The sequence below is a fragment of the Burkholderia sp. HI2714 genome (assembly GCF_002223085.1).
Taxonomy (GTDB): domain Bacteria; phylum Pseudomonadota; class Gammaproteobacteria; order Burkholderiales; family Burkholderiaceae; genus Burkholderia; species Burkholderia lata_D.
Genome location: NZ_NKFM01000035.1, coordinates 288,574 through 311,508, shown reverse-complemented (window position 1 = coordinate 311,508; position 22,935 = coordinate 288,574). Strand labels below are relative to the sequence as shown.

Sequence of the window (22,935 nt, the reverse complement as noted above, 5' to 3'; positions counted from 1 at the left end):
ACCGCGGACACGTTCGCACGACGCCACGCGCGGGCCGGGGCGTGACACCTGCAGCGCAGCACCGACGCGACGGCCCGTCCGACCGGCTCGGCACACGGGCCATTGATTTTCGAGACGAACGGTCTATTATTCGCACATGGACGTTCGAACTGATCCGCCTCGCCGTCGCGGCAGGCCACCAAAACAGCACGAGGACCTCGTCGCCACGCGGGACATGCTGTTGCGCACCGGGCTGGAAGTGCTCACCGAAAAGGGCTTCTCGGCCACCGGTCTCGACGAGATCCTCGGGCGCGCCGGCGTGCCGAAGGGCTCCTTCTATCACTACTTCGACAGCAAGGAAGCGTTCGGCCTCGAACTGATCGACCGCTACGCCGAGTTCTTCGCGCGCAAGCTGGACCGGCATTTCAGCGATCCGGCACGCTCGCCGCTGCAGCGTGTACACGCGTTCGTCGACGACGCCCGCGACGGCATGGCCCGCTACGCGTACAGCCGCGGCTGCCTGATCGGTAACCTCGGACAGGAAATGGGCACGCTGCCGGAAAGCTTCCGCGAACGCCTGCGCATGACGTTCGAGGACTGGCAACGCCGCCTCGCCGAATGCCTGGCCGCCGCGCAGCAAGCCGGCGAACTGGCCGGGTCGGCCGATCCCGCCGAGCTGGCCGCATTCTTCTGGATCGGCTGGGAAGGCGCCGTGCTGCGCGCGAAGCTGGAGCGCAGCGACACGCCGCTGACCCTGTTCGCGCAGTTTTTCTTCAATGGACTACCGCGCCGCTGAATTTTTTTGCCATTAACTAGACGATCGGTCTAGAAAGGAGGACACATGTTTCAAGGCATCGTGATCGACAGGCATGAAACCGGGCAGCATGCCGGGCTCCAGACGCTGGACGACGCGCAGTTGCCCGCGGGTAACGTGACGGTACGCGTGGGCTATTCGACGCTGAACTACAAGGACGGGCTGGCGATCACCGGCAAGAGCCCGGTGGTCCGCAAGTTCCCGATGGTGCCCGGCATCGATCTCGTCGGCGAAGTCGAAGCGAGCACGCACCCGGACTATCGCCCCGGCGATCAGGTCGTGCTCAACGGCTGGGGCGTCGGCGAAACGCATTGGGGCGGCCTCGCGCAGAAAGCCCGTGTCGACGGCGACTGGCTGGTGCCGCTGCCGTCCGCCTTTTCGCCGCAACAGGCGATGGCCATCGGCACGGCGGGCTACACCGCGATGCTGTGCGTGATGGCGCTGGAGCGACACGGCGTGCGCCCGGACGACGGCGAGATCGTGGTGACCGGCGCGGCAGGCGGGGTGGGCAGCGTCGCCACCGCTATCCTCGCCAGGCTGGGATACCGCGTCGTCGCGGTAACGGGCCGCCCCGCCGATGCCGACTACCTGCGGCAGCTCGGCGCGGCGGAGATCCTGGAACGGTCGCAATTCAGCGAGCCCGGCAAGCCGCTGGGCAAGGAACGCTGGGCCGGCGCGGTCGACGTGGCGGGCAGCCACGTGCTCGCCAACGTGTGTGCGACCACGCGGTACCGCGGCGTCGTGACCGCCTGCGGCCTGGCCGCGGGCTTCGATTTCCCCGCGACCGTCATGCCGTTCATCCTGCGCGGCGTTACGCTCGTCGGGATCGACAGCGTCATGTGCCCGCGCGCCGACCGGCTGGAAGCGTGGCGCCGGCTCGCGTCCGACCTCGACGTCGAGAAGCTGGGCGCGATCAGCCACCTGGTCGGCCTGGGCGACGTCATCCCGCTTGCAGGAGAATTGCTCAACGGCAAGGTGCGCGGCCGCATCGTCGTCGACGTCAACGCATGACGCCGCTGACGACCACCCGCGCTTCTTTGATCGGACGACGGCTCGCGCATCGAGTGCGCCCGCGCCACGTTATCCAGGAGACCTCATGACCGCCGCAAACACCGCACCCATCAGCCGCTTTCCCGTACCCGCGCTCGAAGACCTGCCCGAGGACATTCGCGAACGCATCGCGGCCGTCCAGGAAAAGTCGGGCTTCATCCCGAACGTATTCCTGACGCTGGCGCATCGCCCCGACGAGTTTCGCGCGTTCATGGCCTACCACGACGCGCTGATGGACAAGCCGGGCAACCTGAGCAAGGCCGAGCGCGAGATGATCGTCGTGGCCACCAGCAGCGTGAACCAGTGCCAGTACTGCGTGATCGCGCACGGGGCGATCCTGCGCATTCGCGCGAAGGATCCGCTGATCGCCGACCAGGTCGCCGCCAACTACCGCAAGGCCGACATCACCGCCCGGCAGAAGGCCATGCTCGACTTCGCGATGAAGGTGTCGCAGGCCGCGCATCAGGTGGGCGAAGCGGACTTCGACGCGCTCAAGTCGCACGGCTTCGTCGAAGAAGACGTGTGGGACATCATGGCGATCTCGGCTTTCTTCGGCATGTCCAACCGCATCGCGAACGTGACGAACATGCGGCCGAATGCGGAGTTTTACGCGCTGGGGCGTTGAGCGCACACGACGCTCGGGGACGCGGCGCCCGCGTCGCGCCCTCTATCGACGCCGGTAAACCACGCCCTCGCCGGGCTCCGGCGCCGCATTGGCCGCCTCGTCGAAACGCTCGCGCGCTTGCGCGATCGGCTGCTTGTTTTTCTCCGCCCACCTGACGAGCGCCATCACGGGCTCCAGCAGCGTTGCGCCGAGCGGCGTGAGCGCATAGTCGACGCGCGGCGGAATCGTCGGGAACATCGTCCGCGTGACCAGCCCGTCGCGCTCCAGTCCGCGCAATGACAGCGTCAGCATGCGCTGCGAAATCCCTTCGATCTCGCGTTTCAGCTCATTGAAGCGCCGCGAACCATCGTTCAGCGTCGCGATGATATAGAGGCTCCATTTGTCGCCGATCCGGTCGAGGATCTGGCGGGTCATCTGGCAGTCGTTGTCGCTGGGTCGGGGCATGGTGGCAGGAACATCGATGTGACTGGGGCACAACCCTGTGCGTTCTTGTGGGGCCCGGGCGCGAACCCTAGCATTCCACATGCTTTTCGGTAACTCAGTCATCAAAAGTTACCGGGTTCTCATCTTATCCCTAAAGGAACGCTCATGAGCCGCATCCTGCTGATCACCTCCAGCCCCCGCAGCACCGACAGCCTGTCCACGCGCTTCGCGCACGACCTCGCGCAGCAACTCGCGGCGCGCGACGCAAACAGCGCCGTGACCTTGCGCGACCTCTCCACCGATCCGCTGCCGCATATCGACGACGCATACATCGTCGGCCGCACGCTGCCGCCGGACGCGCGCAACGCGGAGCAAGCGCAGGCCGTCGAGCTGGCGCAAGCGCTGATCGACGAACTGCGCGCCGCCGACGTCGTCGTGATCGGCTCCGCGATGACCAACTTCGGCCCGTCCACGCAGTTGCGCGCGTGGTTCGACCGCGTGATCTGGCCGCAGGTCACGTTCCGCTACGGCGAAAGCGGCGTCGCCGGCACACTGGAAGGCAAGCAGGTCTATCTGGTCACCGCCAGCGGCGGCGTCTTTTCGGAAGGCCCGTATGCACCCTTCGACTACCAGTCCGGCTATCTGAAGCATCTGCTCGGGTTCATCGGGATGACCGACATCCGCGAAGTGCGCGTGGAAGGCACCGTGTTGGGCGCCGATGCTGTGCAAGCGGCCATCGCAAAGGCCGGGCAGGAAGTGCAGGCGCTGGTGGAACAGGCCGGTTGAGACAACGGCAGCGCCCGTCGATCGCACGGGCGTTACCGACCGATGCCCGCGTGCACGCGCCGGCATCGGTCATCCGCTCACTTCGCCCGTGCGGCCGGGCGAATGTCAGCGCTCACTCCAGCCCCTTCAGCGCCTCCAGCCCGTCCGGCAGCTTCGCATCCGGAAATTGCGTCGACAGCGTCGTGTCGCGCCACCGCGCGGCCTCTTCCGCACGCTGCCGTTCCGCCTGCTCGCAGACGAACAGCGCATCGCCGCCGAGCAGCAGGCGCATCGGCACGTCCTCGCGGCGCGACAGCTCGACGATCAGCGCCGCGATTCGTGCAGGATCGCCGACTTCGTGGCCGCCATACGCGCCGAGCAATTCGAGAATCTTCCCGACCGACGGCTGGTAGTCGGGCAGCAGACCGTCGATGTCGCGCTTCGCCTGCGCGGCCCAGTCGGTGCGCATCCCGCCCGGCTCGAGCGTGCAGACGCGCACGCCGAACGGCGCGACCTCTTTCGACAGGACGTCGCTGAACCCGCCGACCGCCCACTTCGCGGCCTGATACGCGGACAACCCGGGCGTCGACGTGCGCCCGCCGACCGACGACACCTGGAAGATGTGCCCCGCACGCTGCGCGCGCATCGTCGGCAGCACCGCACGCGTCAGGTTGATCACGCCGAACAGGTTCGTTTCGATCTGGTCGCGGAAATCGTCGGCGGCCATCTGCTCGAACGGCGCCGTATGACCGTAGCCGGCATTGTTCACGAGCACGTCGATGCGGCCGAACGCTTCGCGGGCGGCCGTTACCGCGCCCGCGGCGGCCGCTTCATCGGTCACGTCGAGCGCGACCGGCAGCAACCGATCGCCGTACCGCTCCACCAGATCCGCCAACCGCGCGGGATCGCGCGCGCCGGCCACCAGCCGGTCGCCCGCCGCCAGCACGGCTTCCGAAATCGCTCGCCCCAGGCCGCGCGCGGCCCCTGTTACCAGCCAGACTTTCGACATTTTCCACTCCTTGATCGTAGTGAAACCACAAAATGAATGATTACTCACTCATTAATAACGGCGATGTATCGGTCATTCGCGACCTTCATCGCCCTGCCTGAAACCCGCCGCCCGTCGTCGTCGCGGCACGTGAGCGTGTAACCGCACGCGCCAGCACGACCGCAACCCTTGCCTCACACCGCGTGCAACACGGCCCATAACGCGCGAAACCCGGCCTCCCGGTACGCATCGGCCCGCGCCGGATCACGCGCGATCGACTCCATCGCCGTTTCGGCGATTGACGTAAACAACGCCGCGCAGAACGTGTGCGCTTCGTCGGGATTCAGCGCGCCCGACGCGGCGACCTGCTCGCGCAACAGCGCATTGATCCCGCCGAAGCCTTCTGCGCCAGCCGCACGATGCGCGTCGTCGATGCGCCCGCTCACGCCCAGTTGCTGCAGCGCGCGCCGCCCGTCCGGGTTCGAGACGCCCCACGACACATAACCGTTCCACGCGTGCCGCAGCGCCTCCTCGACCGGCGCGCGCTCCGGGTAACCGGTCATCATCGCGTCGCGCATGTCCGCCTTCAGGCTCACGTACAGCGCGTTCAGCAACGCGTCCTTGGTTTCGAAGTACGTGAACACCGTGCCTTCCGCCACGCCGGCGAGCCGCGCGATACGCGCGGTCGTCGCGGTCGCACCGTCCTCGGCGAGCGCCCGTGCGGCGGCGGCCAGAATGGCTTCGTGCTTGTCGGGACTGCGCGGTCGGGCCACGTTCGATTCCTTTAATGAGTGAGCACTCAATCATAATGGGGCAATCATACGGAGCGCAAGTGCTGTTACATCCGGGGGAACCCATACGCAATCCATCAAAACCGTGCACTATTAGCGTTTTCACGTACTGGTGCGTTCACGTATCGGCGCCCGGTGCCTCGACGTTCGTTTCACGTTCCCCGTTTCAAACCGCGAACCTCCCATGACGAATCAGCCTACCCAGACCGGGGCCGACCGGCCCGTCGACATGATCATCTTCGGCGGCGGCGGCGACCTGGCCGCCCGCAAGCTGTTGCCCGCGCTGTACATGGCGCACCTGCACTGCAACCTTCCGCCCGACACGCGCATCATCGCGGTCGGCCGCCGCGACTGGGGCATCGACGGCTATCGCAAGTTCATGGACGAGCAGTCGCGCCCGTTCATCGACGAAAAGGCTTTCGATCCCGCGGCCTGGGGCCGTTTCCTCGACCTGTTCAAGTACGTGCTGATCGACGTGAACGCGCCGGACGACTACCTGCGGCTCGCGGAAGCGGCGCGCGGCGACGCGATCCGCGTGTTCTACCTGTCGACGTCGCCGGAGCTGTTCACCACCATCTGCAACAACCTGTCGGCCGCGCATCTCGTCGACAGACACTCGCGCGTCGTCCTCGAAAAGCCGCTCGGCCACGATCTCGCGTCCGCGAAGGCGATCAACGATGCGGTCGGCAAGCACTTCGAGGAATCGCAGATCTATCGGATCGACCACTATCTCGGCAAGGAAACCGTGCAGAACCTGATGGTGCTGCGCTTCGGCAACCCGATCTTCGGGCCGCTGTGGCAGGCGCCGAGCATCCGCAGCGTGCAGATCACGGTGGCGGAGACGGTGGGCGTCGGCAGTCGCGCGGGCTTCTACGACCATACCGGCGCGCTGCGCGACATGGTGCAGAACCACCTGTTGCAACTGCTGTGCATCGTCGCAATGGAGCCGCCGGTGTCGCTCGACCCGGACGCGGTGCGCGACGAGAAGCTGAAAGTGCTGCGCTCGCTGCGGCCGATGGCGGTGGCCGACGTCGCGCGCGACACGGTGCGCGGCCAGTACACGGCCGGCGCGGTCGACGGCCAGCCGGTGAAGGGCTATCTCGAGGAAGACAACGTGCCGGCGGACAGCCGCGCGGAAACCTTCGTCGCGCTGCGCGCGCACATCAACAACTGGCGCTGGGCGAACGTGCCGTTCTTCCTGCGCACCGGCAAGCGGCTGCAGCGCCGCCAGTCGGAAATCGTGATCGAGTTCGCGGACATGCCGTTCTCGATCATCCCGACCGGCCCGCGCCACTACAGCAACCGTCTCGTGATCCAGCTCCAGCCGGAAGAGTCGATCCAGCTGCAGATGCTCGCGAAGGAACCGGGCAGCGGGATGAACATGGTGCCCGTGAGCCTGAACCTCGACCTTCAGCAGGCGATTCCGGAGCGGCGCGCGGAAGCGTACGAGCGTTTGCTGATCGACGTGATCCGCGGCCGCCTCACGCACTTCATGCGCCGCGACGAGCTCGAAGCCGCGTGGTCGTGGGTCGAACCGATCCTCGACGGCTGGAAGCAGCTCGGCGACCGGCCGCGCCTGTACACGGCCGGCACGTTCGGGCCCGCAGCTTCGTCGGCGCTGCTCGCGCGCGACGGGATGTCCTGGTCCGAAGAGGCGTAACCGCCACGCGACGGCGTGCCCCGGTGGGGTACGCCCGATCGCACGTCAAATCCCGTATCAAACCGCACGGGGCGTCACCCGCCCCGTCGTCCTGCCGTCGCCTACCGCGGCTCCATCCACGACGCCGCCTTGCGCCGCCCCGGCGCATCGTTACCGCTGCCGCCCAGCGCCTCGATCAGGTAATCGACGAACGACGCGATCCGCGACGAGATCGCGGTATTGCGGTAGTACACCGCGTGGATCGGCTGCTCGACCTCGAACGTCTGGCGCGCGAGCACCTGCACGAGCCGGCCGGCCTCGCGATCCTGCGCGGTCATGAAATCCGACAGGCACGCGACGCCCGCGCCGTCGAGCGCGAGCTGCCGCAGCGTCTCGCCGCTCGACGAGCGGATGCCCGGCTCGATGCGGTACGGCTCGCCGTCGGCGCCGAGGATCGGCCACACGTTCAGCGATTCGGGCTGGGTAAAGCCGAGCAGCGTGTGCTTGTCGAGATCCTCCACCTTGCGCGGCTGGCCGTGCGCCGCCACGTACGCGGGGCTCGCGAGCATGCGTATCCGGCTGGTGCCGATGCGCCGGCTGTGGAGTGTCGAATCCTTCAGCCGGCCGATCCGGAACGCGACGTCGGTGCGCCGCTCGAGCAGGTCGATGATGCCCTCGTTGCTGTTCAGCTCCAGCTCGACTTTCGGGAAGCGTTCACGGTAGCCGCGCACGAGCGGCACGATCACGTGCAGCATGAACGGCGTCGCCGCATCCACGCGCAGCCGCCCCGACGGCATCTCGCGCCGCGCGAGCATCTGCTCTTCCGCCGTCTCGACCGATTCGATGATCGCGCGCGCGTCCTGCAGGAACGCGTGCCCTTCCTCGGTCAGCTCGAGCCGGCGCGTGGTCCGGCGCAGCAGCGTGGTCTTCAGCTTCTCCTCGAGCCGCCCGAGCGTGCGGCTCGTCGCCGACACCGTGAGGTCGAGCTGCTGCGCGGCCGCCGTGATCGAACCGGAGTCGACCACGGCGGCAAAGGCCTGGAGTTCGTCGAGCGTAATCTTCATCGTTGCATTCTTGATTTCAAATCAAAACAATTTGGTTTATAAGCCTGTTTTTCAGCAAAAGTAAAGGCGGCACACTGCGCTCCATCCTCACCGGACCCTGGAGCACCCCTCATGCCACTCGCCCTGCTTGCGCTGACCATCAGCGCATTTGCCATCGGTACCACCGAATTCGTGATCGTCGGGCTGATCCCGACGATCGGCGCCGACCTCGGCGTCAGCCTGCCGTCCGCCGGCCTGCTCGTCAGCCTTTACGCACTGAGCGTCGCGATCGGCGCGCCGCTCCTCACCGCACTCACCGGCCGCGTGCCGCGCAAAACGCTGCTCGCCGCACTGATGGCGTTGTTCACCGTCGGCAACCTCGTGGCCTGGCAGGCGCCCGGCTACGAATCGCTGATCGTCGCGCGCATCCTCACCGGCCTCGCGCACGGCGTGTTCTTCTCGGTCGGCTCGATCATCGCGACCACGCTCGTGCCGAAGGAGAAGGCCGCCAGCGCGATCGCGACGATGTTCAGCGGGATGACCGTCGCGTTCGTCGCCGGCATTCCGCTCGGCACCTTCATCGGCCAGCACTTCGGCTGGCGCGCGACGTTCCTGGTCGTCGCGCTGTTCGGCCTCGTCGCATTCGTCGGCGCGGTGGCCTTCGTGCCGCGCGGGTTGCCGCAAACGGCGCCCGCGCCGCTCGCCCGCCAGTTCCGCGTGCTCGCGCAGCCGCGCCTGCTGCTGGTCTATGCGATGACGGCCGTCGGCTACGGCGGCTCGCTGATCGCGTTCACCTACATGGCGCCGCTGCTCGAGCAGATCGCCGGCTTCACGCCCTCGCAGGTCAGCCTCGTGCTCGTCGGCTACGGCGTGTCGGTCGCGTTCGGCAACGTGTGGGGCGGCAAGCTCGCGGACGCCGTCGGCCCCGTGAAGGCGCTCAAGCGGATCTTCCTGCTGCTCGCGATCGTGCTGCTCGCGCTCACCTTCACGATCCACGTCAAATGGCTCGCCGTGCTGACGATGCTCGCATGGGGCGCGGTGGCATTCGGCAACGTGCCGGGCCTGCAGGTGTACGTCGTCAAGCAGGCGCGCCACTTCGCGCCCGACGCCACCGACGTCGCATCCGGCTTCAACATCGCCGCGTTCAACCTCGGCGTCGCGGGCGGCTCGGCACTCGGCGGCGTGATCGTCGCACACGTCGGCCTCGGCCATACGCCGTGGATCGCGGCGGCCGTCACGCTCGGCGCATTCGCGCTCACCGCCCTGAGCGGTCGCCTCGACCGCAGCGCGGGCCTGCCGGAACGTACGGCGGAACCCGTCCAGCTCGCGCACTGAACGTCACTGTATTGCAGGAGTTTGCACACATGAATGCACCGACCCCACGCCCGCCGTTCGCCGGCAAGACGTTCGAAGTGCGCTACGACGGCCTCACCGCGCTCAACGCGTACGACGATGACGGCCGCCACATGCGCTACGAGATCACCGAAGGCCCGTACGCGGGCGCGGAGGGTGAAATCGAATACACGTGGCAGCACCTCGCCGGCGAAACCTACGCGATCTCGTGGCAGGAAGCCGACCGCGCGACGGTCGTGCACATCGACGATTTCGCCGTCGGCACGTCGCGGTCTTTCTTCACCGCGTCGTCGCTCGATTTCTACCGGCTCGAAGGCAGCCTGCGCGCGATCTGAACGGAGCTCGACCATGTCCACTTCACTCACAGCACTCGACAAACTCGCCGACGGCGGCTTCAGCATCGGCCTCGAACTGCCGCTCGACAACGACTGGTCGCCGGCCGGCAACGCGAAGCGCCAGCACGACCGTCGCTACCCCGGCGTACCCGACCTCGCGCTCCACGCGACGCTCGCGCAACGGGCCGATACGCTCGGCTTCCGCGCGCTCTGGGTGCGCGACGTGCCGGTGTACGACCCCGCGTTCGGCGACGCCGCGCAAGTGTTCGAAACCTTCTCGTATCTCGGCTACCTCGCCGGCATCACGAACGACATCCTGCTCGGCACGGCGGCCGTCGTGCTGCCGCTGCGCGAGCCGCTGCTCACGCTGAAATCGGCCGCGACGATCCAGGAACTGAGCGACGGCCGCCTGATGCTCGGCGTCGCCAGCGGCGACCGGCCGGTCGAATATCCGCTGTTCGGCCGCGACTTCGCGTCACGCGGCGCGAATTTCCGCGACCAGATCGCGCTGCTGCGCGACGGCGCGCACGGGCACCTGCCGCCCGGCCTCGACGTGCTGCCTGCCGTCCGTACGCCGCTGCCGCTACTCGTCGCGGGTCTCGCGCAGCAGACGCCCGCGTGGATCGGCGAACACATGGACGGCTGCCTCGCGTATCCCGGCACGCCGGACGACCATCGGCACCGCGCCGCGAACTGGCGCGCGGTGGCCGGCGACAAGCCGTACGTGAGCTTCATCCACCTCGACCTCGCGGAAGATCCGCACGAACCGCTGCAGCGGCACCGCTTCGGCGCACGCGCGGGGCGTCTTGCGCTCATCGGGGAACTCGCGGCCATGCGCGAAGCGGGCGTGCAGCACATCGGCCTGCATTTCCGCCGCAACCGGCGTCCGCTCGACGAGACGATGGCCGAGATCGCGGCAGAGGTGCTGCCGGTGTTCCACGCGGATGAAAACGCACGCAAGCGCGTTGCATGACACCGCCCGAACCCACTCGCGATACTTGATTTCAGATCAAATATTTTTGACCTGCAACGGCGTTTATCTCACCAATCCAAAACGCCAGAATGACTTCCATAGCGAACCTGTTCCACTCTCCCAGGAGCACATGATGAGCAAGATTCCCGCATTCGGCCTCGGTACGTTCCGCCTGCAAGGCCAGGTCGTCATCGACTCGGTGCGCAATGGCCTCGAAGTCGGCTACCGCGCGATCGACACCGCGCAGATCTACGGCAACGAAGCCGAAGTCGGCGAAGCGATCGCCGCGTCGGGCGTGCGCCGCGACGAGCTGTTCCTCACGACCAAGATCTGGGTCGACAACTACGCGCCGGACAAGCTCGTGCCGAGCCTCGAGGAAAGCCTGCGCAAGCTGCGCACCGACCATGTCGACCTGACGCTGATCCACTGGCCGGCCCCCGACAACGGCGTCGCGCTCGACACGTTCATGACCGCGCTCGCCGATGCGAAGGCGCAGGGCCTCACGCGCCGGATCGGCATCTCGAACTTCAACATCGCGCTGACGAAGGAAGCGATCGCGGCCGTCGGCAAGGATGCGATCGCGACGAACCAGATCGAGCTGAGCCCGTACCTGCAGAACCGCAAGCTCGTCGAATTCCTGAACGCCGAAGGCATCCACGTCACGTCGTACATGACGCTCGCGTACGGCAAGGTGCTCGGCGATCCGGTGATCGGCGCGATCGCGCAGCGTCATGACGCGACACCCGCACAGGTCGCGCTCGCGTGGGCGTTGCAGCTCGGCTACTCGGTGATCCCGTCGTCGACGAAGCGCGAGAACCTCGCGAGCAACCTGCTCGCGCAGACGCTGCGCCTGACCGACGAAGACATGGCGCAGATCGCCACGCTCGAACGCAACGGCCGCGAAGTCGACCCGGCCGGCCTCGCGCCGAAGTGGGACTGAACACGCCACCCGCCACTCACATTCGATTCACCGCGGCCCGAAAACCGCGGCACCCACAGGACATCAGCACCATGACCCAGGACCCGCTTTTCCAACCGCTGCGACTCGGCGCGCTGACGCTGCCGAACCGCATCGTGATGCCGCCGATGACGCGCTCGCGCGCCAGCCAGCCCGGCGACGAAGCCAACGAACTGATGGCCGCGTACTACGCGCAGCGCGCGAGCGCGGGCCTGATCGTCAGCGAAGGCACCTATATCGCGCCGCTCGGCAAGGGCTACGCATGGACGCCCGGCATTCACACGCCGTCGCAGGTCGCCGGCTGGCGCAAGGTGACGGACGCCGTGCATGCCGCGCACGGCCGGATCTTCGCGCAGCTGTGGCACGTCGGCCGGCTGAGCCACACGAGCCTGCTCGGTGGCCGGCAGCCGGTGTCGTCGTCGCCGCTCCAGGCGAAAGGCGTGAACGTGTTCATCGCGGGTGAAGACGGCAGCACGCCGGGCTTCGTGCAGGCGTCCGAGCCGCGCGCGCTGACGATCGACGAGATCCGCGAGATCGTCGATCAATACCGCGCCGCCGCGCGCCATGCGATCGAGGCCGGCTTCGACGGTGTCGAGCTGCACGGCGCGAACGGCTATCTCGTGAACCAGTTCATCGACTCGAACGCCAACACGCGCACCGACGCGTACGGCGGTTCGCTGGAAAACCGGCTGCGCTTCCTGCGCGAAGTCACGCAGGCGCTGATCGAAGGCACGGGCGACGCGTCGCGCGTCGGCATCCGCCTCGCGCCGCTGACGACGCTGAACGGCTGCGTCGACGACGATCCCGAAACGACCTACCTCGCCGCTGCCAAGCTGCTCGGCGAACTCGGCGTCGGCTACCTGCACATCGCGGAAGCCGACTGGGACGACGCACCGTTGATGCCGGTCGAATTCAAGCGGCAACTGCGCGCCGTGTTCCCGGGCGTGCTGATCTACGCCGGCGCGTACACCGCCGAGCGCGCTCGCGAAGCGATCGCCGCCGGCTGGGCCGACCTCGTCGCGTTCGGCCGCCCGTTCGTCGCGAACCCCGACCTGCCCGAGCGGCTGCGCACGGGTGCCGCGCTCACACCGCACGACCGCAACACGCTGTTCGGCGGCGGCGAGCGCGGGCTGACCGACTATCCGACGCTGGCCCAGGCCGCGGCCTGAATCGGCCTACCCGAGAATCCCCATGAGAATCACGCTCCCTTCCCGCCTGGGCTTCGGCACCGCGCCGCTGGGCAACATGTACCGGGACATCCCGCACGAAGAAGCGCTGGCCACGGTCGACGCAGCGTGGGAAAGCGGTATCCGCTACTTCGACGCCGCGCCGCTGTATGGCGCCGGCCTCGCCGAGCTGCGCCTCGGCGAAGCGCTCGCGGGCCGCCCGCGCGACGCGTATTCGCTCGGCACCAAGGTCGGCCGGCTCGTCCTCGACGAACACGAGGACGCATCGCAACGCGATCTCGGCGAAAAAGGCGGCCTGTTCCGCCACGGGCTGCCGAACCGGATCGTCTACGACTACACCGAGGACGGCACGCTGCGCTCGATCGACGCGAGCCTCGAGCGGCTGCGCACCGACCGGCTCGACACCGTGTGGATTCACGACCCGGCCGTCGACTTTCACGGCGACGCATGGCGCGACGTGTTCGACGTCGCGATGTCGGGCGCGGCCAGGGCGCTCACGCGGCTGCGCGACGAGAAAGTCATCCAGGGTTGGGGCCTCGGCGTGAACCGCGTCGAGCCGTGCGAACTCGCGCTCGAACGCGCGGACCCCGACGGCTTCCTGCTCGCCGGGCGCTACACGCTGCTCGATCATGCCGGCGCGCTCGAACGGCTGATGCCGGAAAGCGCCGCGCGCGGGCTCGGCATCATTGTCGGCGGCCCGTACAACTCGGGCGTGCTGGCGGGCGGCACCCATTACGAGTATCAGCCGGCCACGCAGGCCATGCTCGACCGTGTCGCGCGCATCCGCCAGATCTGCGAACGATTCGGCGTCGATGTCCGCGCGGTGGCGCTGCAATTCTCGCTCGCGCACCCGGCCGTCGCGGCCGCGATCCCCGGCGCAAGCCGGCCCGATCGCATCGACGACAACCTGCGCCTTGCCGCGGTGTCGATCCCGGCCGAACTGTGGGAGACGCTGAAGGCCGAACGCCTGATTGCCGCGCAGGCACCGACGCCGGTTGGCCCGGATCGAGGTTGAATCGGGCCTGCGCGGCCGCGCCGACCAGCGGCCGCGCATCCCGGGCCGCGTGCGATCGCAACGGCTATCGCCACGATCGCCATTTGCGCATTGCAGCCGGCGCAATTGGCGTCTAGCGTTTACGGGTTCGTCGACGAATACCCGTCCCCCGACCCGAAAGGATGCCTCGCCATGCGAAGCCGCTTCCCGAAACGCCTCATGCTACCGGCCGCCGTGGCCTGCGTTGCACTCGCCTTCTGCGCGTCGTCCGCCCGCGCCGACGACTCCGCCGGCCTCGCGCCGCCCCAGCCGGCCACGCCCGTGCTGTCGACGACCGCGGCCGGCATACAGGTCTACACATGCGACTACGATGCCGGACACAAGCTCGCGTGGGTGTTCCAGCACCCGGAAGCGATGCTGTTCGACGCGAGCGGCACGCTGGTCGTCCGGCACGGCGCCGGGCCGTCATGGGAAGCGCTCGACGGCAGCCGCATCACCGGCAAGAAACTTGCGGAAGCGCCGAGCGCGCGCGCCGGCAGCGTTCCGCAACTCCTGCTCGCCGCGACGCCGGCCGCAACGGGCGCGAAGGCCACGACCGGCACGCTCGCCGGCGTGCGCTTCGTGCAGCGGCTCGATACCGCGGGCGGCACGCCGCCGGATGCAGCGTGTTCGACCGAGCATGCGGTCGGCCGATTTCCGTATTTCGCGCGCTACGTGTTCCTGAAGTAACGCGCGACGGCGCCCGGAGCACCGGGTGCCGTCGCGGCGTCGTTCTCCGCTCGCATCACATTGATCAGTCATCCTATTCTTGACGTACGGATGCCTGCCCTCGTTCAGGGTCCGCGAAGCTCAGCCGATCCGCATCGACAGCTCGACATCGCCGCCGAACGGCACTGACAGATAGCCGTTCTCCGGCGCGCGCACGTAAGCGAGATAGTCGGGGCTGAAATCGGCATTGTCGGCCACGACGAACGCGCCGGGTCGCAACCGCTGCTCCACGAGTGCAAGCACCTCCGGATACAGCGCCTTCGCACCGTCGAGCAGCAGCAGGTCGACCGAATCCGGTAAATCGGCGGCCAGCGTACGCAGCGCATCGCCCTCGCGAATCTCCACGAGATCGACCATCCCGGCTGCCGCCAGGTTCGCCCGCGCCCGCACGACCTTCGACGGCTCGAACTCGCTCGTGATCAGCCGGCCGCCGCCGTTGTCGCGCAGTGCGGCCGCGAGATGCAGCGTCGAAATGCCGAACGACGTGCCGAATTCGACGATCGACCGCGCGCGGCCGCTGCGCGCGAGCATGTACAGCAGCGTGCCCGTCTCGCGCGACACGGCGAGCGGATAGTCCTTCAGGCGCGCATACAAATCGGTATAGCCGGTCTTGCTGCGCATCAGCCGCGCTTGCTCGTCGCGCGACAGGCCCGCGAAGTCCGGGCTCGTCGCGGGCGACGAGGCGTCGGCTTCGTCAAACAGGCGCGCGAGCAGCGAGGCCAGCGGGTCGAGCGTCAGGGTGGTCATGCGAATCTCCGGGTTCAGGTTGAGTGCGTCGTTGCACCCGATTAGAATATGACGAACTATTCAGGTTTTACTATTCGCATTGGCCAGCCGCCCATGACCGACCGCCCGAACGCCCGGATTGCCACGCGCAAACAGCCTCAGCAGGCTCGCTCGACCCAGCTCGTCGAGGCCGTCCTCCAGGCCGCTGTTCAGGTTTTGGCGAACGAAGGCGCGCAGCGCTTCACGATGGCGCGCGTCGCCGAGCGCGCCGGCGTGAGCGTCGGCTCGCTGTACCAGTACTTCCCGAACAAGGCGGCCGTGCTGTTCCGGTTGCAGCATGACGAGTGGCGGCAGACGGCCGAGATGCTGCGCGGGATGCTGGAGGACGTGAACCGGACACCGCCCGAGCGGCTGCGCACGGCCGTTCACGCGTTCATCCGTTCGGAATGCGACGAGGCGCGGATGCGCATCGCGCTCGACGACGCCGCACCGCTCTATCGCGACGCCCCCGAGGCACACGAAGCGAAGGCGGCCGGCAACCGCATCTTCCAGGCGTTCATGCGCGAGGCGCTGCCCGGTGCACCGGCCGCCACGCGTGAACTGGCATGCGACCTGATCACCACCACGCTCATGGCGGCCGGCAAGGCGTTTTCGGAAAGCGAGCGCTCGCCCGATGAAATCGACGCGTATTCGAACGCGATGGCCGACATGTTCCGCGCCTATCTCGACCACCTCGCGCACAATTGAGGCCGGGGCGACGACGAAAACCGCCCCTGCGCGATGGCACTCTCGTCCGAATGCAGGTTGCGCGCGGCGGCGGATCCCGTCACGGGCCCCTGTTTCCACCGGCCTGCCCGGCCACCATGAAAGACATTCGTAATTTTCGATGCATCCCCCGCTTGCCCTTTGCCCGTCGACCCCGCATTCAAATAATCGCCTTAACGGATTCGAACTAGGCGTATACACGCGTGTCGACGCGACGGAGCCCCGTTGCACGCCGATATAAGCGCTGAGACATGCGCTGCATGCTCTTCCCCCAATGGGACGTGATGGGCGGTTCGCCTAACCTTCGCTACGGCAAAGCACACGTGACGGGGTCGACTCCACAACGCGTCGCACGACGCGACACCCTCGCGATCGTTTCGATTCGCACGTAACGACACGGATCACGCGTCATTCGTCCCCACGACGTTGCCGACAATCCCAACTAGATACGAGACACCCTGACGACGGTTCGCTACGGGCCGTTTCAGCATGCTGATAAAGGAGCAAGCTCATGAGTGATACCCCGGTGCAGCCGACGGTCGGCGTCGGCGCGGAAGAAACTGACTTTGGCACCAAGGGAGTCATCGACCGGTACTTCGGCATTTCGTCGCGCGGCAGCACGCAGCGCCGCGAGATCATTGCCGGCGTCACGACCTTCCTCGCGATGGTCTATTCCGTGTTCGTCGTGCCCGGCATGTTCGGCAAGGCCGGCTTCGACACGAGCGCCGTGTTCGTCGCGGTCTGCCTCACGACTGCGTTCGGTTCGCTGCTGATGGGCCTGTGGGCGAAACTGCCGATCGCGATCGGCTGCGCGATCTCGCTGACCGCGTTCACCGCGTTCGGCCTCGTGCTCGGCAAGGGGCTGTCGCCGACGGTCGCGCTCGGCGCCGTGTTCCTGATGGGCCTCGTGTTCACCGGCATTTCCGTTACCGGCGTGCGTTCGTGGATCCTGCGCAACCTGCCCGCGGGCGTCGCGCACGGCACCGGGATCGGCATCGGCCTGTTCCTGCTGCTGATCGCGTCGAACGACGTCGGCCTCGTGATCAAGAACCCGGGCGCCGGCCTGCCGGTTTCGCTCGGCCAGATCACCGCGTTCCCGGTCATCATGTCGATCATCGGCCTCGCCGCGATCTTCGGCCTCGAAAAGCGTCGCGTGCCGGGCGGCATCCTGCTCGTCGTGATCGCGATCTCGATCTTCGGCCTGATCTTCGATCCGAGCGTGAAGTACCACGGCATCTTCGCGCTGCCGTCGCTGAGCGCACCGGGCCATGCGTCGCTGATCGGCGCGATGGACATCAAGGGCGCGCTGTCGATGGCCGTGCTGCCTAGCGTGCTGGCGCTGGTGATGACCGCCGTGTTCGACGCGACCGGCACGATCCGCGCGGTCGCGGGCCAGGCCGGCCAGCTCGACGAGAATGGCCGCATCATCAACGGCGGCCGTGCGCTGACCGCCGATTCGCTCAGCTCGATCTTCTCCGGCTTCCTCGGCGGTGCACCGGCGGCGGCCTACATCGAGTCGAGCGTCGGCGTGGCCGCCGGCGCGAAGACGGGCCTCGCGGCCGCCGTGGTCGGCCTGCTGTTCCTCGTCGTGATGTTCTTCTCGCCGCTCGCGGGCCTCGTGCCGTCGTACGCCACGGCACCGGCGCTGATGTACGTCGGCCTGCTGATGCTCGGCAGCGTGAGCAAGCTGCACATGGACGACATGGTCGACGCGATGTCGGGCCTCGTGTGCGCGGTGTTCATCGTGCTGACCGCGAACATCGTGACGGGCATCATGCTCGGCTTCTCGACGCTCGTGATCGGCCGCATCGCCAGCGGCGAATTCCGCAAGCTCAACGTCGGCACCGTGCTCATCGCGGCCGTGCTCGTCACGTTCTATCTCGGCGGCTGGGCGATCTGACCGCGAATCGTGCGCGACGTCGCCGGCAGAAGGACGGCGCGCATCGGGACGACATCGTCTCCTCCACCATCATCGTTGATGGTCTCAGGCCTGGGAACGCAAGTTTCCAGGCTTTTTTTGTTGATGGGGCGCAGTGCGGCGCACATCGCGGAAACGGCGCGGCGCGAATCCGCCCCCGGTGCTACGATCGGGCTTTGCCTTCGGGAGTCCCCATGAACGCGCTCGGCATCGTCTCCGAATCGAGCACCCGGACGTCGGCGCGCAAGCCGCCGTTCATCCCGTCGTTCGGCTTCCACGAAGTGCACGAATCGAAGCCGATCGATGCCGCGCCGGCGCGCATCATCGACACGGTCACCACGCTCGACATGCGCACGGATCCGATCGTCGACGCCCTGCTCAACGTCCGCGAATTCCCGGCTACCGTTGCCGCGTCGCTGCGCCCCGGCACGACACGCGTCGAACGCGAACGCTTCGGCCTCCATGCGTTCACGCCGCTGCATCGCGACGAAACGTCGCTGTCGCTCGGCCTGATCGGCCGTTTCTGGCGCCCGGACCCCGGCGTGCCGAAGATCGCCGACGCGGCGGCGTTCGTGCGGCACGACGATCCGCGCGATGCGAAGCTGGTGCTCCGCTTCGAAGTCGTCGGGCTCGCGTCGGGTGCGCACGTGCTGCGCACCGAAACCTTCGTGCATTGCCCGACCGCCCGCACGCGGCTGCTGTTCATGCCGTACTGGCTCGCGATCCGGATGGCGAGCGGCTGGATTCGGCGCCGGACGCTGACGGCGGTGGAGATGGCGCTGGCGTAGCGCCCTGCCACGCCGGCCATGACGGCATGCGCGGGCCATCCGCATCAAAACGGCTTGATCACTACCAGCCCGACGGCGATCGCCGTCGCGGCCACGACCGCACCTGCCGCCTGCCCGAGCCACGGCGCCGGCACGACGACGAGATCGTCGCGTTCCATGCGCCGCAGCGTGCCGGCCAGGATCCCGTGCAACGCCGACAGCGCCGCGACCACCCCGAGCTTCACCGACAGCCACGCCGCGCCGAACCAGTGACCGTTCAACGCCAGCACGATCCCTGCCATCCAGACGAGAGCAAGCGCGGGGGCCGTCACCGTGCGGTCCCAGCGGCGCACGGCGCGATGCACGGCGAGGTTGGCAATGCGCAAGCCGACGGACAACATCAGCAGGCCGCCGACGAGCGTGACCACGGCAACGACATGAACGGCCTTGAGCCACAGGTAGATCATTGCGCGTGCCTCCGGCGCGCGATCCATCCGGCACTCGTCAGGCCGACGAACGGCACGACGGCCGCCAGCACGAGCCGCGCGACCTCGGCCTTGCGCCACAGCCCGCTCGACGCGGTGCCGACGACCGCCCACACGTACATCGCGAACGCGATGCCGTGCACCGGGCCCATGATCGATACCGCGGCCGGATAACCGGCCAGGTGCTTGAGCGGCACGGCGACGCACACCAGCACGACGAGCGTGGTCGCCTCCAACAACGACAGGTATTGCAGGTTCCGCAGCGCATTGCGATCGTCTTGTTGCATCGGCAGCCTCCAGGTTGGACTGCGGCGATTGTCGCGTGTGGTGCCGCTCGGGGCCATTGGCTAAAATGACATCTTTAAACGGATTCTGGCCAAGCCCTCGAACGCCATGCACACGGTCGCCGTTCTCGCCCTGCCCGATGTCGTCCCGTTCGATCTGGGCATGGCGTGCGACACGTTCGCGCGCGTGCGTTCGCCCACCGTCGCGCAGCCCTACCGCGTGCGTGTGTGCAGCGAGCACGCGCGTGTCGCGGGCGACCTGTTCGACCTGCGCCCCCCGTTTCGTCTCGACGCGCTCGCCGATGCCGACACGATCGTCGTTCCCGGCACGTCGGTGCCGCTCGCGCCCACGTCGCGCCCCGTGATCGCGGCGCTGCGCGCGGCGGCCGCGCGCGGTTGCCGGATCGCGTCGATCTGCAGCGGTGCGTTCGTGCTCGCGGAAGCCGGGCTGCTCGATGGCCTGCGCGCGACGACGCACTGGCTCGCGGCAGCGGAACTCGCGCGCCGCTATCCGCACGTGACGGTCGATCCGAACGTGCTGTTCGTCGACAACGGGCAGATCCTGACGTCGGCCGGCGCGGCGGCCGGCCTCGATCTGTGCCTGCACATGATCCAGGCCGACTACGGCGCGGCGGTCGCCGTCGACGCGGCGCGCTGCGCGGTGGCGCCGCGCGTCCGCGAAGGCGGTCAGGCGCAGTTCATCGCACCGGAATGGCCGAGCGGCACCGACGGCCTGCACGACCTGATGGACTGGCTGCAGGCCAACCTGCGCAAGCCGCTCACGCTCGACGCGATGGCGCGCCAGGCGTCGACGAGCGTGCGCACGCTGACGCGGCGCTTCCAGGAACAGACGGGCACGTCGCCGCGGCAATGGCTGCAGACCGCGCGCGTCAGGCATGCGCAGCAGCTGCTGGAGGTCACGGCGCTGTCGATCGAGCATGTCGCGACGGAGGCCGGCTTCGGTTCGGTCACCGCGTTCCGCGAGCGGTTCGCGCGCATCGTCGGCACGACGCCGCAGCGGTATCGCCAGGCATTCCGCGCGCGGTCCGGCGCATGATGCACACTGCACAGCCCCCCACCGCGCCCCGGCTCACGATACCTCGCCACGGTGGCGAAAAAACCTGCGCACGCAACCGTCAGGATGGCTACCGAATGCCGCCACACCCCATCGCCCGCCACAGCATCGCGCCAACCGGACCCGATCGATGACCCGCATCCGCAACCCCCTGAACCTCGCGCAGCTCCAGGCGTTCGTCTCCGCCGCGCATCACAAGAGCCTGCGCGCCGCCGCGCGCGAACTCGGCGTCACGCAGCCCGCGATCACGCATACGATCCGCGAGCTCGAAACGGCGCTGAACGCGGAGCTGCTCGCGCGCAGCGTACGCGGCGTCGAGCTGACCGCGTGCGGCCATGCGCTGCTGCCGCGCGCCGAGCAGCTGCTCGGCGACATCCGCCGCACGGTCGAGGCCGTCGAGCAGGTGAAAGGCGAAATGTCGGGGCGCGTGGCGGTCGGCACGATGCCGTCGATCGCGCTCACCGCGCTGCCACGCGCGGTGACGGCATTCCGCCAGTCGATGCCGAACGTGAGCCTGCATCTCGAGGAAGTGACGGTGCCCGACGCGCTCGCGCAGTTGCGCAACGGCACGCTCGACATCGCTGCGATGCACCATGTGCCCGCGCTCGACCGCGATTTCACGCAATCGCCGCTGCTGTCGACCGAATTCACCGTCGTGATGCGCGAAGGCCACCCGCTTGCGCATGCGCGCCGGTTAGAGGAATTGCTCGATGCCGAGTGGATCGTCACCGTCGGCGCCGAGCAGTTTCCGCACAGTGTGATGGTCGGGATGTTCGAGGCGCACGGGCTGCCGCTGCCCAAACGTTTGCTGCGCTCGCCGATGTCGTTCGCGGTGACGCTCGGCCTCGTCGCGCGCTCGGACGTGATCGGCTGCTTCACGCGCCCGCTCGCCGCGATGGTCGCGCCGTTGGGCATCCGCACGGCCGAACTCGACGAGAGCATGCCGCGCTTCGACCTGTCGATCATCGCGCGGCGCGACCTGCTGCCCACGCCCGCCGTCACGCAATTCGTCACGTGCCTGCAGCGCGCGGTCAACGAAACGCTCGGCTGAATCGTTCCTGTGTCTGAAACGGCGGCGCCCGCAACGCGCCGCCGCCGGGCCCGGTATCGGGGCATGTCCTAGGCGCCCTGCCGGTATTTTGTCTTGATAATCTTCCGCACGTCGCGCGCCCGCATCGGGTGGGCGAAACGGACAGCCTGTCGCGAAGCCGCGCCGGGCCGAAGGCTTACGGCGCGGCACAACCGCGCACCCATCGAACAAAACGAGGAGTCACCTGGTGAAAAAGATTCTTGCGGCTGTGACCGTTGCCCTGCTCGCCGTATCGGCCGGCGGCGCGTACGCGAAGGACTGGTCGACCGTGCGGTTCGGCGTCGACGCAAGCTACCCGCCTTTCGAATCGAAAGGCGCTGACGGCAAGGTTGTGGGTTTCGACGTCGATCTCGGCAACGAAATCTGCCGCCGCATGAACGCGAAATGCGTGTGGATCGAGAACGACTTCGACGGGATGATCCCGGCGCTGAAGGCCCGCAAGTTCGACGGCGTGCTGTCGTCGATGTCGATGACGCCGGCGCGTCAGGAACAGATCGCCTTCTCGGCGAAGCTGTTCAACACGCCGACGCGCCTCGTCACGAAGAAGGGCACGGGCCTGATGCCGACGGCCGAATCGCTGAAGGGCAAGTCGGTCGGCGTCGAGCAGGGCACGATCCAGGAAACCTATGCGAAGACGTACTGGGCCTCGAAGGGCGTGAACGTCGTGCCTTACCAGAACCAGGACCAGGTCTACGCCGACCTGATCTCGGGCCGCCTGGACGGCGCGCTGCAGGACGCGGTGCAGGCTGAAATCGGCTTCCTGAAGACGCCGCGCGGCGCGAACTACGAGTTCGCCGGCAAGGACATCGACGATCCGAAGACGCTCGGCAACGGCGCCGGCATCGGCCTGCGCAAGGAAGACACCGACCTGAAGGCGAAGATCGACGGCGCGATCGCCGGCATGCGCAAGGACGGCACGTACGACAAGATCGCGAAGAAGTACTTCGATTTCGACGTCTACGGCAAGTAATCCGCCCGGCAAGCGCACGCTTCGCTTCGGCACGAACGGGCTCCGCAAGGAGCCCGTTTTTATTGCGGGGGCCGCACCGGCAGCGTTATTTTTTCCGCCCCAACCTGATGATTCTCAAAGAGAAACGGCGTGTTCTGGCGCCGGTTTGATGGCGGCGAGGAAGGCAACGT

The 22,935-nt window shown here is 67.6% G+C and carries 25 protein-coding genes; 18 read left to right on the top strand and 7 right to left on the bottom strand.

All coding sequences use genetic code 11. The annotated features are described in order from the left end of the window. The first annotated feature begins 136 nt into the window (after positions 1-136). The 3 genes from acuR (at position 137) to CFB82_RS19435 (ending at position 2,468) form a co-directional block, all read left to right on the top strand. Positions 137-775 (top strand): acrylate utilization transcriptional regulator AcuR, encoded by a 639-nt coding sequence (gene acuR, locus CFB82_RS19445; protein WP_089484890.1) that lies wholly within the window; start codon positions 137-139, stop codon positions 773-775. A gap of 45 nt (positions 776-820) precedes the next feature. Then, entirely contained in the window at positions 821-1,804 is a 984-nt protein-coding gene (gene acuI / locus CFB82_RS19440) for an acrylyl-CoA reductase (NADPH) (RefSeq protein ID WP_089484889.1), read from the top strand. Between the two features lie 85 nt (positions 1,805-1,889). Next, a complete protein-coding gene (locus CFB82_RS19435; RefSeq protein WP_089484888.1) occupies positions 1,890-2,468 on the top strand; it encodes a peroxidase-related enzyme in 579 nt (192 codons plus the stop codon). A gap of 42 nt (positions 2,469-2,510) precedes the next feature. On the opposite strand, the gene CFB82_RS19430 is transcribed toward CFB82_RS19435, so the two are convergent. After that, entirely contained in the window at positions 2,511-2,945 is a 435-nt protein-coding gene (locus CFB82_RS19430; protein WP_179255431.1) for a winged helix-turn-helix transcriptional regulator, read from the bottom strand. A gap of 111 nt (positions 2,946-3,056) precedes the next feature. On the opposite strand from CFB82_RS19430, the gene CFB82_RS19425 reads away from it, so the two are divergent. Next, on the top strand, positions 3,057-3,677 hold the full coding sequence (locus CFB82_RS19425) for an FMN-dependent NADH-azoreductase (protein WP_089484887.1): 621 nt from the start codon (positions 3,057-3,059) through the stop codon (positions 3,675-3,677). A gap of 112 nt (positions 3,678-3,789) precedes the next feature. Here the strand turns inward: CFB82_RS19425 and CFB82_RS19420 are convergent, their stop codons facing one another. Further along, positions 3,790-4,665, bottom strand: a complete 876-nt coding sequence (locus CFB82_RS19420) for an SDR family NAD(P)-dependent oxidoreductase (RefSeq protein ID WP_089484886.1) — start codon at positions 4,663-4,665, stop codon at positions 3,790-3,792. A 173-nt stretch (positions 4,666-4,838) separates the two neighbouring features. After that, a complete protein-coding gene (locus CFB82_RS19415) occupies positions 4,839-5,417 on the bottom strand; it encodes a TetR/AcrR family transcriptional regulator (protein WP_089484885.1) in 579 nt (192 codons plus the stop codon). 202 nt (positions 5,418-5,619) lie between these two features. On the opposite strand from CFB82_RS19415, the gene zwf reads away from it, so the two are divergent. After that, positions 5,620-7,095, top strand: coding sequence for a glucose-6-phosphate dehydrogenase (gene zwf, locus CFB82_RS19410; protein WP_089484884.1), 1,476 nt, complete (start codon positions 5,620-5,622; stop codon positions 7,093-7,095). 101 nt (positions 7,096-7,196) lie between these two features. Here zwf and CFB82_RS19405 read toward each other — a convergent pair whose 3' ends face one another. Beyond that, on the bottom strand, positions 7,197-8,138 hold the full coding sequence (locus CFB82_RS19405; protein WP_089484883.1) for a LysR family transcriptional regulator: 942 nt from the start codon (positions 8,136-8,138) through the stop codon (positions 7,197-7,199). Positions 8,139-8,249: 111 nt separating this feature from the next. Between CFB82_RS19405 and CFB82_RS19400 the strand changes: the two genes are divergently transcribed. The 7 genes from CFB82_RS19400 (at position 8,250) to CFB82_RS19370 (ending at position 14,646) form a co-directional block, all read left to right on the top strand. Beyond that, positions 8,250-9,452, top strand: coding sequence for an MFS transporter (locus CFB82_RS19400; protein ID WP_039349950.1), 1,203 nt, complete (start codon positions 8,250-8,252; stop codon positions 9,450-9,452). Between the two features lie 29 nt (positions 9,453-9,481). Then, on the top strand, positions 9,482-9,805 hold the full coding sequence (locus CFB82_RS19395; RefSeq protein WP_089484882.1) for a MoaF-related domain-containing protein: 324 nt from the start codon (positions 9,482-9,484) through the stop codon (positions 9,803-9,805). Positions 9,806-9,818: 13 nt separating this feature from the next. Next, entirely contained in the window at positions 9,819-10,778 is a 960-nt protein-coding gene (locus tag CFB82_RS19390; RefSeq protein ID WP_089484881.1) for a TIGR03571 family LLM class oxidoreductase, read from the top strand. 133 nt (positions 10,779-10,911) lie between these two features. After that, entirely contained in the window at positions 10,912-11,718 is an 807-nt protein-coding gene (gene dkgB, locus CFB82_RS19385) for a 2,5-didehydrogluconate reductase DkgB (protein WP_069253054.1), read from the top strand. 71 nt (positions 11,719-11,789) lie between these two features. Next, complete coding sequence (locus CFB82_RS19380; protein WP_089484880.1) at positions 11,790-12,905, top strand: alkene reductase; 1,116 nt, start codon at positions 11,790-11,792, stop codon at positions 12,903-12,905. Positions 12,906-12,927: 22 nt separating this feature from the next. Beyond that, positions 12,928-13,938 (top strand): aldo/keto reductase, encoded by a 1,011-nt coding sequence (locus CFB82_RS19375; protein ID WP_089484879.1) that lies wholly within the window; start codon positions 12,928-12,930, stop codon positions 13,936-13,938. A gap of 171 nt (positions 13,939-14,109) precedes the next feature. Continuing rightward, positions 14,110-14,646, top strand: a complete 537-nt coding sequence (locus tag CFB82_RS19370) for a DUF3455 domain-containing protein (protein WP_089484878.1) — start codon at positions 14,110-14,112, stop codon at positions 14,644-14,646. Positions 14,647-14,766: 120 nt separating this feature from the next. On the opposite strand, the gene CFB82_RS19365 is transcribed toward CFB82_RS19370, so the two are convergent. Continuing rightward, entirely contained in the window at positions 14,767-15,432 is a 666-nt protein-coding gene (locus tag CFB82_RS19365; protein ID WP_089484877.1) for an O-methyltransferase, read from the bottom strand. A 48-nt stretch (positions 15,433-15,480) separates the two neighbouring features. Here CFB82_RS19365 and CFB82_RS19360 point away from each other — a divergent pair, with 48 nt between their 5' ends. From CFB82_RS19360 to CFB82_RS19350, 3 genes are all read left to right on the top strand, one after another. Then, positions 15,481-16,158, top strand: coding sequence for a TetR family transcriptional regulator (locus CFB82_RS19360; RefSeq protein WP_089484876.1), 678 nt, complete (start codon positions 15,481-15,483; stop codon positions 16,156-16,158). Positions 16,159-16,687: 529 nt separating this feature from the next. Next, complete coding sequence (locus tag CFB82_RS19355) at positions 16,688-18,076, top strand: NCS2 family permease (RefSeq protein WP_089448547.1); 1,389 nt, start codon at positions 16,688-16,690, stop codon at positions 18,074-18,076. Positions 18,077-18,288: 212 nt separating this feature from the next. Beyond that, positions 18,289-18,882: a hypothetical protein gene (locus CFB82_RS19350; protein WP_089484875.1), complete on the top strand. Its 594-nt coding sequence runs from the start codon at positions 18,289-18,291 to the stop codon at positions 18,880-18,882. Positions 18,883-18,926: 44 nt separating this feature from the next. Here CFB82_RS19350 and CFB82_RS19345 read toward each other — a convergent pair whose 3' ends face one another. Next, positions 18,927-19,328, bottom strand: a complete 402-nt coding sequence (locus CFB82_RS19345) for a CopD family protein (RefSeq protein ID WP_089485013.1) — start codon at positions 19,326-19,328, stop codon at positions 18,927-18,929. After that, positions 19,325-19,633, bottom strand: a complete 309-nt coding sequence (locus tag CFB82_RS19340) for a DUF3817 domain-containing protein (RefSeq protein ID WP_069252625.1) — start codon at positions 19,631-19,633, stop codon at positions 19,325-19,327. The genes CFB82_RS19345 and CFB82_RS19340 overlap by 4 nt, the downstream gene beginning before the upstream one ends. Positions 19,634-19,739: 106 nt before the next feature. Here CFB82_RS19340 and CFB82_RS19335 point away from each other — a divergent pair, with 106 nt between their 5' ends. From CFB82_RS19335 to CFB82_RS19325, 3 genes are all read left to right on the top strand, one after another. Beyond that, positions 19,740-20,687 carry a GlxA family transcriptional regulator gene (locus CFB82_RS19335; protein WP_089484874.1) on the top strand — a complete coding sequence of 316 codons (948 nt, stop codon included), beginning with the start codon at positions 19,740-19,742 and terminating at the stop codon, positions 20,685-20,687. Positions 20,688-20,835: 148 nt separating this feature from the next. Continuing rightward, positions 20,836-21,756, top strand: coding sequence for a LysR substrate-binding domain-containing protein (locus CFB82_RS19330; protein WP_166889860.1), 921 nt, complete (start codon positions 20,836-20,838; stop codon positions 21,754-21,756). Between the two features lie 226 nt (positions 21,757-21,982). Continuing rightward, complete coding sequence (locus CFB82_RS19325; RefSeq protein ID WP_089484873.1) at positions 21,983-22,765, top strand: ABC transporter substrate-binding protein; 783 nt, start codon at positions 21,983-21,985, stop codon at positions 22,763-22,765. Positions 22,766-22,935 lie beyond the last annotated feature (170 nt).

What these genes read in the sequence shown, in the direction of transcription:
- CFB82_RS19390 (WP_089484881.1), top strand. Translation starts at nt 9,819, where the DNA reads ATGTCCACTTCACTCACAGCACTCGACAAACTCGCCGACGGCGGCTTC.
- CFB82_RS19370 (WP_089484878.1), top strand. Translation starts at nt 14,110, where the DNA reads ATGCGAAGCCGCTTCCCGAAACGCCTCATGCTACCGGCCGCCGTGGCC.
- CFB82_RS19365 (WP_089484877.1), bottom strand. Translation starts at nt 15,432, where the DNA reads ATGACCACCCTGACGCTCGACCCGCTGGCCTCGCTGCTCGCGCGCCTG.
- dkgB (WP_069253054.1), top strand. Translation starts at nt 10,912, where the DNA reads ATGAGCAAGATTCCCGCATTCGGCCTCGGTACGTTCCGCCTGCAAGGC.
- CFB82_RS19405 (WP_089484883.1), bottom strand. Translation starts at nt 8,138, where the DNA reads ATGAAGATTACGCTCGACGAACTCCAGGCCTTTGCCGCCGTGGTCGAC.
- CFB82_RS19360 (WP_089484876.1), top strand. Translation starts at nt 15,481, where the DNA reads ATGACGAACTATTCAGGTTTTACTATTCGCATTGGCCAGCCGCCCATG.
- CFB82_RS19335 (WP_089484874.1), top strand. Translation starts at nt 19,740, where the DNA reads ATGCACACGGTCGCCGTTCTCGCCCTGCCCGATGTCGTCCCGTTCGAT.
- acuR (WP_089484890.1), top strand. Translation starts at nt 137, where the DNA reads ATGGACGTTCGAACTGATCCGCCTCGCCGTCGCGGCAGGCCACCAAAA.
- CFB82_RS19350 (WP_089484875.1), top strand. Translation starts at nt 18,289, where the DNA reads ATGAACGCGCTCGGCATCGTCTCCGAATCGAGCACCCGGACGTCGGCG.
- CFB82_RS19355 (WP_089448547.1), top strand. Translation starts at nt 16,688, where the DNA reads ATGAGTGATACCCCGGTGCAGCCGACGGTCGGCGTCGGCGCGGAAGAA.
- CFB82_RS19425 (WP_089484887.1), top strand. Translation starts at nt 3,057, where the DNA reads ATGAGCCGCATCCTGCTGATCACCTCCAGCCCCCGCAGCACCGACAGC.
- CFB82_RS19375 (WP_089484879.1), top strand. Translation starts at nt 12,928, where the DNA reads ATGAGAATCACGCTCCCTTCCCGCCTGGGCTTCGGCACCGCGCCGCTG.
- CFB82_RS19435 (WP_089484888.1), top strand. Translation starts at nt 1,890, where the DNA reads ATGACCGCCGCAAACACCGCACCCATCAGCCGCTTTCCCGTACCCGCG.
- CFB82_RS19400 (WP_039349950.1), top strand. Translation starts at nt 8,250, where the DNA reads ATGCCACTCGCCCTGCTTGCGCTGACCATCAGCGCATTTGCCATCGGT.
- acuI (WP_089484889.1), top strand. Translation starts at nt 821, where the DNA reads ATGTTTCAAGGCATCGTGATCGACAGGCATGAAACCGGGCAGCATGCC.
- CFB82_RS19330 (WP_166889860.1), top strand. Translation starts at nt 20,836, where the DNA reads ATGACCCGCATCCGCAACCCCCTGAACCTCGCGCAGCTCCAGGCGTTC.
- CFB82_RS19420 (WP_089484886.1), bottom strand. Translation starts at nt 4,665, where the DNA reads ATGTCGAAAGTCTGGCTGGTAACAGGGGCCGCGCGCGGCCTGGGGCGA.
- CFB82_RS19340 (WP_069252625.1), bottom strand. Translation starts at nt 19,633, where the DNA reads ATGCAACAAGACGATCGCAATGCGCTGCGGAACCTGCAATACCTGTCG.
- zwf (WP_089484884.1), top strand. Translation starts at nt 5,620, where the DNA reads ATGACGAATCAGCCTACCCAGACCGGGGCCGACCGGCCCGTCGACATG.
- CFB82_RS19345 (WP_089485013.1), bottom strand. Translation starts at nt 19,328, where the DNA reads ATGATCTACCTGTGGCTCAAGGCCGTTCATGTCGTTGCCGTGGTCACG.
- CFB82_RS19395 (WP_089484882.1), top strand. Translation starts at nt 9,482, where the DNA reads ATGAATGCACCGACCCCACGCCCGCCGTTCGCCGGCAAGACGTTCGAA.
- CFB82_RS19380 (WP_089484880.1), top strand. Translation starts at nt 11,790, where the DNA reads ATGACCCAGGACCCGCTTTTCCAACCGCTGCGACTCGGCGCGCTGACG.